Source organism: Patulibacter americanus DSM 16676 (assembly GCF_000420025.1).
GTDB classification, from domain to species: domain Bacteria; phylum Actinomycetota; class Thermoleophilia; order Solirubrobacterales; family Solirubrobacteraceae; genus Patulibacter; species Patulibacter americanus.
Window position 1 is genome coordinate 260,863 of record NZ_ATUD01000007.1, and the last position, 7,068, is coordinate 267,930.

The following is a 7,068-nucleotide window of genomic DNA, read 5'->3' on the forward strand; positions in this document are numbered from 1 at the left end:
TCATGACCCCGCAACCCGCCCACGCCCCCGCCGCACCCGCCGGCCGGACCCTCACGATCCTCGGCGTCTGCGCCCTGGCCTTCGCCCTCGCGCAGACGATGGTGGTGCCGGCCCTCTCGACCCTCCAGGAGGAGCTCGGCACGGACGCGAGCGGCGCCACGTGGACGATCACGGCGTACCTCCTCGCCGCCGCGGTCGCGACCCCGGTCGTCGGCCGGCTCGGCGACATGTTCGGCAAGCGCCGCATGCTGATCGTCGCGCTCGTGGCGTTCACCGCCGGCTCCGTGGTCTCCGCGCTGGGCTCGAGCCTGGGCGTCGTCATCGCCGGCCGCGTCCTGCAGGGCGTCGGCGGCGGCATCTTCCCGCTCTGCTTCGCGATCGCCCGCGACGAGCTCCCGCGGGAGAAGATCGCCGTCGGCATCGCCACGATCTCGGCCGTCCTCTCCGTCGGTGGCACCCTCGGCCTCGTGATCGGCGGCCTGCTGCTCGACCACGCCACGTACCACTGGATCTTCTGGGTCGGCGCCGTCCTCGGCGTGCTCGGCACGATCGGCGCGTACGTCGGGGTGCCCGAGTCGCCCGTCAAGATCCCCGGTCGCGTGGACCTGCGCGGCGCGCTCGTCTTCGCCGTCGGCATCGTCATCCCGCTCCTGGCGATCTCGCAGGCCAACGACTGGGGTTGGGGCAGCGCCCGGGTCGTCGGCATGATCCTCGCCGGGCTCGTCATCCTCGCCGGCTGGGTCGCCCTGCAGGCCCGCACCGCCGAGCCGATCGCGCACGTCCCGACGCTGCGCCGGCCGGCCGTCCTGTTCACGAACGTCGCCACGGTGCTCGTCGGCTTCGGGATGTTCGGCTCGTTCGTCGTGCTCCCGCAGCTGTTGCAGTCGCCGGAGGCCACGGGTTACGGCTTCGGACTCGGCGCCACGGCCTCCGGCCTCGTGATGGTCCCCGGCGGGCTCGTCGCGATGCTCGCGGCCCCGCTCTCGGGCCGGATGAGCGACCGCTACGGCAGCCACGTCCCGCTCTCGATCGGCGGCATCATCGCCGCCGTCGGACTCTTCGCCCTCGCCGCGTTCCACAACTCCATCGCCGTCATCGTGGTGGGCTACGCCGTCGGCTCGATCGGCATCGGTCTCGCCTTCGCCGCGATGCCGAACCTCATCGTCGCCGCCGTCTCGGCCGAGCGCACCGGCGAGGCGACCGGCTTCAACACCGTCATGCGCTCCGTCGGGTCGTCCGTCGGCTCGCAGCTCGTAGTGACGGTCCTCACGGCGAGCGCGGTCGCCGGCTCGCAGCTGCCGACGGACGCCGGGTTCTCCCGCGCGTTCGCGCTCCTGGCCGCCATGACCCTGATCGCCGGCGTGCTCTCCGCGTTCATCCCGCGGCTCGTGGCCCGCAGCACCGCCCGCTCCGGCGCGGCGCCCGCCACCGCCGCCTCGGGCGACTGACCGCGCCGCCCGCCCGTACGATCGGCCCAGCATGGCCCCGAGCACGTCCCCGTCCCCCACGCCTGACGCACCGGCCGGCGGGGACGACGGTCGCCGGGTCCGCCGCAGCGACGCCGAGCGCAACCGCGCCCGGGTGATCGCCGCGGCGATGGAGACCTTCGCGGAGCACGGCCTGGACGCCCCGGTCCCGGAGATCGCCCGGCGCGCCGGCGTCGGCAAGGGCACCGTCTACCGCAACTTCCCCACGAAGGAGCACCTCGCCGTCGCGGTCTCCGTCGCCCACCTGCGGCGCTACGAGGCACTGCTGGCCGCGGCCGTCGACGTCGAGGATCCGGACGCCGCCCTCGGCGCCGTCTTCGCAGCGGCGGCCGAGCACCTCTCCCGCGACTGGGTGCTGGGGCAGTCCGCCGGCGCCGTCGCCGACGACCCCGAGGTCCGCGACGCGCAGGGGCGGATCCGCGCGATCCTCGCCGCCACCCTGCTCCGGGCGCAGGCGGCCGGCGCGGCCCGCGACGACGTGACCGCCGACGACCTCACCGCGCTCGTCATCGGCGTCGCCCGCGTGCTCCCGCCGGTCAACCGCGGCGGACGCGAGGACCTGTGGCGCCGCCTGATGCTCCTGGCGCGCGACGCCCTGCGGCCCGGCGGCTCGGCGCTCCCGGCCGGGTTCGCCGGCGCCGACGAGGCCCGCGTCGCGATGCGCGACGCCCGCCTGCGCCGCTGAGCGTCGCCCGCTCAGGCCTGCTTCGGGAACTCCCCGGTGTCCGGCGACGTGTCGACCGCGTCGGAGGGGTTGCCGAGGGGGTCGTCCTCCGGTGGGGCGATCTCCTCCGGCTCGGGCCCGTCGAGCTCCTCGTCGTCCTCGAGCCAGCCCGCCCCCGCCGAGACGGCCGCGATCACGGGTGTGGAGAGGAACGCGCCCGTCACGCCCAGGAGCGCCGAGCCCGCGCCCACGCCGAGGAGCACGGTCATCGGGTGCAGCTTCACGGAACGACCGATGAGCAGCGGGTAGAGGATGTTGCCCTCGATCTGCTGGACGATGATCGTCACGGCCAGCGCCCCGAGCAGGCCGCCGAGGCCGTCCGTGGAAAGCGCGACGAGCATCGCCACGAGGCCGGCGATGATCGCGCCGACGTACGGGATGAACGCGAGAACGAAGGTCAGGACGCCGATCGGCAGGGCGAGCGGGATGCCCAGGATCCAGAGGCCCAGGCCGATGCCGATGCCGTCGATCAGCGCCACCAGGACCTGCGAGCGGATGTAGTGCGTCAGCGCCGTCCACGCGCGGGTGCCGCCCTCGTGCCAGGCGACGCGGCGGTCGGCGGGCGAGAAGCGCAGGAACCCGCGCCAGAAGCCCGTGCCGTCCACCAGCAGGTAGATGAGCATCACGAGGGCGAGGAAGATGCTGGCGGCGACGTTCGCGACGCCCTGGGCGGCGGTGATGACGCCGGTGGAGAGCTGACCGCCGATGGAGCCCAGCGAGTCCTGCAGCTTGGCGGTCGCCTCCTTCGTGAAGCTCTGGACGTCGGAGTCCTTCACGCCCAGGTCGTGCAGCAGGTCGGGGAGCTGCTCCACGCCGGCCTCGACCTGGGAGACGATGTCCTCGGCCTGCTTGACGATGTCCGGCGTGACGAGCGTGAGGATGCCCGCGACGGCGGCGATCGTGAGGATCACCGTCAGGATCGCCGAGAGCACCCGCGGCAGCCGCAGCCGGTCGTGGAACAGCACCGCCACCGGCGTCAGCAGCGCCGCGAGCAGCACCGCCACGAAGAACGGGAGCAGGATGAAGGAGAGCTTGCCCCAGACGAGCAGCAGCCCGTAGCCGACGAGCCCGATGATCCCCACGCGCAGGGCGACGAGGCTGAGCCCCTCGAGCGAGACGCGTTGGGCTGGTCCTGGTCCGTTCGTCGCCACGGCGAGGATCATGCCGGTTCGTCCGGTCAGGGACGTTGCGGCGGCGTGTCCCCGTCCGGGTCCGTGCGGGGCGGCACCGCGTCGTGGTCCGGCCGCTCCGCCCGCAGCACGAGGATCCGCCAGCGCGTCGGTGGGTGGACCGTCGTGCCGACGACCCGCATCCCCAGCCGCTCCGCCACGGCGAGCGAGCGCGCGTTGTCGGGGTGGATCAGGGAGATCACCCGCTCCAGGCCGAGCGGGCCCCACGCCACGTCGAGCGCGGCGCGCGCGGCCTCCGTCGCGTAGCCGTGGCCCCAGGCCTCGCGCCGCAGCCGCCACCCCACCTCGAGCTCCGCCTGCACCGCCGTGCCGCCCCAGGCCGGCTGCGTCAGGCCGCAGAACCCGAGCAGGTCCCCACCCCGCAGCGGCTCGAGCGCCCACAGTCCGTGGCCGGCGCGCACCCACTCCCGGCGCAGCCGGGCGCGCATCCCGTCGCTGGCCCCGCGCGGCAGCACGCCGGAGCCGATGTAGCGCATGACCTCGGGGTCCTCGTTCATCGCCGCGAACGGCTCCTGGTCCTGGGGCCGCCAGCCCCGCAGGAGCAGCCGCTCCGTGCGCACCTGCAGTGGGGCCTCGCGTCGGCCGGTCGTCGGGTGCGGATCGTCCATGGGCACCGGCGACCGTAGCGGGCCCGTAGGCTTTGGGGCATGAGCACGAGCGTGGAGCACACCGACGTCGCCTGGGACCTGGAGACGCTGGTCCACGGGGAGGGCGCCGACGGCGTGGGTCGCCTCCTCGACGAGGCCGCGACCCAGGCCGACGCGTTCGCCGCGGCCTACCAGGGCAAGGTCGCCGAGCTCAACGGTGCGACGCTGGCCGCCGCGATCGGCGAGCTCGTCGAGCTGACCGACCTGATCGGCCGGGCCGGCTCCTACGCGTCGCTGAAGTTCGCCGAGGACACCGCGAAGCCCGAGCACGGCGCCCTGCTCGCCCTGGTCGAGGAGCGCGGCACGGCCATCGGCACCAAGCTCCTCTTCTTCGAGCTGGAGTGGACGGCCCTCGACGACGCCCACGCGGAGGAGCTCCTGGCCTCCCCCGGCCTCGAGCTCGCCCAGCACCACCTGCGCACGATCCGCCGCGAGAAGCCGCACCTCCTCAGCGAGCCGGAGGAGCGGATCCTCGCGGAGAAGGCGTCCTCCAGCCGCGGCGCCTGGGACCGCCTGTTCGACGAGCTGACCTCCGTCATCGAGGTCGAGCTGCCGTCCGACGGCGCGGAGGGCGAGACGGCCGCCGTCCCGCTCGACGTGGCGCTCTCTCAGCTCACGAGCCCGGACCGCGAGACGCGCCGCACGGTCGCCGAGGCCGTGACCCGCGCGCTGCAGCCGGGCCTGCGCACCCGCGCGTTCATCTTCAACACGCTGCTGCAGGACAAGGCCGTCGAGGACCGCCTGCGCAGCTTCCCGAGCTGGATCGCCTCGCGCAACCTCTCCAACGAGGCCTCGGACGCCTCGGTGCAGGCGCTCGTCGACGCGGTGCAGGAGTCCTACGACGTCCCGCAGCGCTGGTACCGCCTGAAGGCGAAGATCCTCGGCATCGACCGCCTCGCGGACTACGACCGCATGGCGTCGGTCTCGGCCGCGGACGAGCGCGAGTTCTCCTGGGAGGAGGCGACGGAGCTCGTCTACACGTCCTTCGAGTCGTTCGACCCCCAGATGGCGGCCGTGGCCCGCAAGTTCGTCGACGAGGGCTGGATCGACGCCCCGGTGCGCCCCGGCAAGCGCGGCGGCGCGTTCTGCGCCTACACCGTGCCGAGCCACCACCCGTACATCCTGCTCAACTGGACGAGCCGCCGGCGCGACGTGCTGACGCTCGCCCACGAGCTCGGCCACGGCATCCACGCGTACATGGCCCGCGAGCGCGGCCCGTTCGAGCAGACGACTCCGCTGACGTTGGCCGAGACCGCCTCGGTCTTCGGCGAGACCCTCGTCTTCGACCGCCTGCTGCAGGAGACGACGCACCCGCAGGAGCGCCTGGGCCTGCTCGCGGAGCAGATCGAGGGCTCCATCGCCACGATCTTCCGCCAGACCGCCATGAACCGCTTCGAGCACGCGGTCCACACCGCGCGGCGCGAGGAGGGCGAGCTGTCCGTGGAGCGCTTCGGCGAGCTCTGGTACCAGAGCCAGGAGGCGATGCTCGGCGACGCCGTCGAGATCACGGACGGCTACCGCGGCTGGTGGTCCTACGTCCCCCACTTCATCGGGACCCCGGGCTACGTCTACGCCTACGCGTACGGCCAGCTCATGGCGCTCTCCGTCTACGGCAAGTACCGCGAGCAGGGCCCGAGCTTCGCGCCGAAGTACCTCGAGCTGCTGTCGACGGGCGGCTCGAAGTCCCCGGAGGACCTCGTCGCCATCGCGGGGCTCGACCTGGCCGACCCGGGCTTCTGGCGCAGCGGCCTGGCGCTCGTGCGGGAGCAGCTCGAGCAGGCCGAGGCCGCGGCCGTCGAGGCCGGCGCCGTCTCCGCGGACTGATCCCCGGCCAGGGTCGCGCGCCCTGCGGCGCGCGGCTCCGGCCACGAGGTCGTCGCCCCGCGGGGCGACGGCCGCTAGCGGCGCTGCGCCTCGCGGACGGCGCGCTGCATCTCGCGGTTCATGTCGCGCGTCTTCATGTCCTGGCGCTTGTCCACGACGTTCTTGCCGCGGGCCAGGGCGATCTCGACCTTGATCCGGCGCTCCGACGCGTAGATGCGGGTCGGCACGAGCGTGAGGCCGTTCATGCTGGACTGGCCCAGCAGGCGGTCGATCTCGCGCCGGTGGGCCAGGAGCTTGCGCGGCCGGTCCGGCGTGTGGTTGTTCATCGCGGCCGGCGCGTAGGGCTCGATCCGCAGGTGCTGCAGCCACAGCTCGTCGCGGCGGACGTCGACGTACGCGTCGCCCATCTGCGCGCCGTGCGTGCGCAGTGATTTGACCTCGGTGCCGCTGAGGACGATGCCGCACTCGAGGCGGTCGAGCAGCTCGTAGCGGAACCGCGCCTGCCGGTTGGTCGCGATGTCGCCGCCGGACGGCTTCTTCTTGCCCTTCGCCATGAACGATCGAGCGTACCGCCGCGCCGGTCGCGGCCGTCGGCCGCTGCCCGTCCGCCGCGCGCGTGCGCGGCGGACCGGCGTCCGGCTCAGCGGTGTGCGGCGCTGCGGCCGGAGAAGGCGCGCAGGGCGAGCAGCACGATGATCACTCCGACGATCGCGCCCAACAGGCCGCCGAGGTCGAAGATGTCGTTGTCGCCGATGCCGAGCAGCTGGGTGAAGATCGCCCAGCCGACGAGCGCGCCGACGAGGCCGATGACGATCGTCATCAGGAAGCCGCCCGGGTCCTTGCCCGGTACGAGGGCCTTGCCGATGAAGCCGGCCACGAGGCCGAGGATGATGGCGCCGATCATGTCTGCTCCTGTCTCAGGGGTGCCGCTCCGGGACCGGAGCGGCGGGCCGGGGGCCTCGGGGGAGGCGACGTCCCGGCCTGCCCCCCTCGTGCCCGTTCCGCGCCGGGCCAACCGCGACGTCAGCGAACGACGCTCACGAGCGACACGCGGCCTCTCTGGGGCTCCACCTTCTCGACGGCCACCGTGAGCGGGTCGCCGATCTTGAGCGTCGCGCCGGAGCGGGTGCCGACGAGCATCGTGCCGAGGTCGCTGAGCTCCCAGAAGTCCTCGCCGATGCGGCGCACCGGCAGGA

General features: G+C 73.6%; 7 protein-coding genes. 3 read left to right on the top strand and 4 right to left on the bottom strand.

Features of this window, described 5'->3' with window-relative positions; all coding sequences use genetic code 11:
- Positions 1–2 precede the first annotated feature (2 nt).
- Both F593_RS25210 and F593_RS25215 read left to right on the top strand, forming a co-directional pair.
- Positions 3–1,448: an MFS transporter gene (locus F593_RS25210; RefSeq protein ID WP_022929289.1), complete on the top strand. Its 1,446-nt coding sequence runs from the start codon at positions 3–5 to the stop codon at positions 1,446–1,448.
- A gap of 31 nt (positions 1,449–1,479) precedes the next feature.
- The gene (locus F593_RS25215; protein WP_022929290.1) at positions 1,480–2,172 is read left to right on the top strand and encodes a TetR/AcrR family transcriptional regulator; all 693 of its coding nucleotides are present in this window, start codon (positions 1,480–1,482) and stop codon (positions 2,170–2,172) included.
- Positions 2,173–2,183: 11 nt separating this feature from the next.
- Here the strand turns inward: F593_RS25215 and F593_RS25220 are convergent, their stop codons facing one another.
- Both F593_RS25220 and F593_RS25225 read right to left on the bottom strand, forming a co-directional pair.
- Positions 2,184–3,374: an AI-2E family transporter gene (locus F593_RS25220; protein ID WP_028721675.1), complete on the bottom strand. Its 1,191-nt coding sequence runs from the start codon at positions 3,372–3,374 to the stop codon at positions 2,184–2,186.
- Positions 3,375–3,388: 14 nt separating this feature from the next.
- Positions 3,389–4,009: a GNAT family N-acetyltransferase gene (locus F593_RS25225; protein WP_022929291.1), complete on the bottom strand. Its 621-nt coding sequence runs from the start codon at positions 4,007–4,009 to the stop codon at positions 3,389–3,391.
- Between the two features lie 39 nt (positions 4,010–4,048).
- Here F593_RS25225 and F593_RS0113560 point away from each other — a divergent pair, with 39 nt between their 5' ends.
- On the top strand, positions 4,049–5,872 hold the full coding sequence (locus F593_RS0113560; RefSeq protein ID WP_022929292.1) for a M3 family oligoendopeptidase: 1,824 nt from the start codon (positions 4,049–4,051) through the stop codon (positions 5,870–5,872).
- A 74-nt stretch (positions 5,873–5,946) separates the two neighbouring features.
- On the opposite strand, the gene smpB is transcribed toward F593_RS0113560, so the two are convergent.
- Both smpB and F593_RS0113570 read right to left on the bottom strand, forming a co-directional pair.
- The gene (gene smpB, locus F593_RS0113565; protein WP_022929293.1) at positions 5,947–6,426 is read right to left on the bottom strand and encodes an SsrA-binding protein SmpB; all 480 of its coding nucleotides are present in this window, start codon (positions 6,424–6,426) and stop codon (positions 5,947–5,949) included.
- 86 nt (positions 6,427–6,512) lie between these two features.
- The gene (locus F593_RS0113570) at positions 6,513–6,776 is read right to left on the bottom strand and encodes a GlsB/YeaQ/YmgE family stress response membrane protein (protein WP_022929294.1); all 264 of its coding nucleotides are present in this window, start codon (positions 6,774–6,776) and stop codon (positions 6,513–6,515) included.
- Positions 6,777–7,068: the final 292 nt, after the last annotated feature.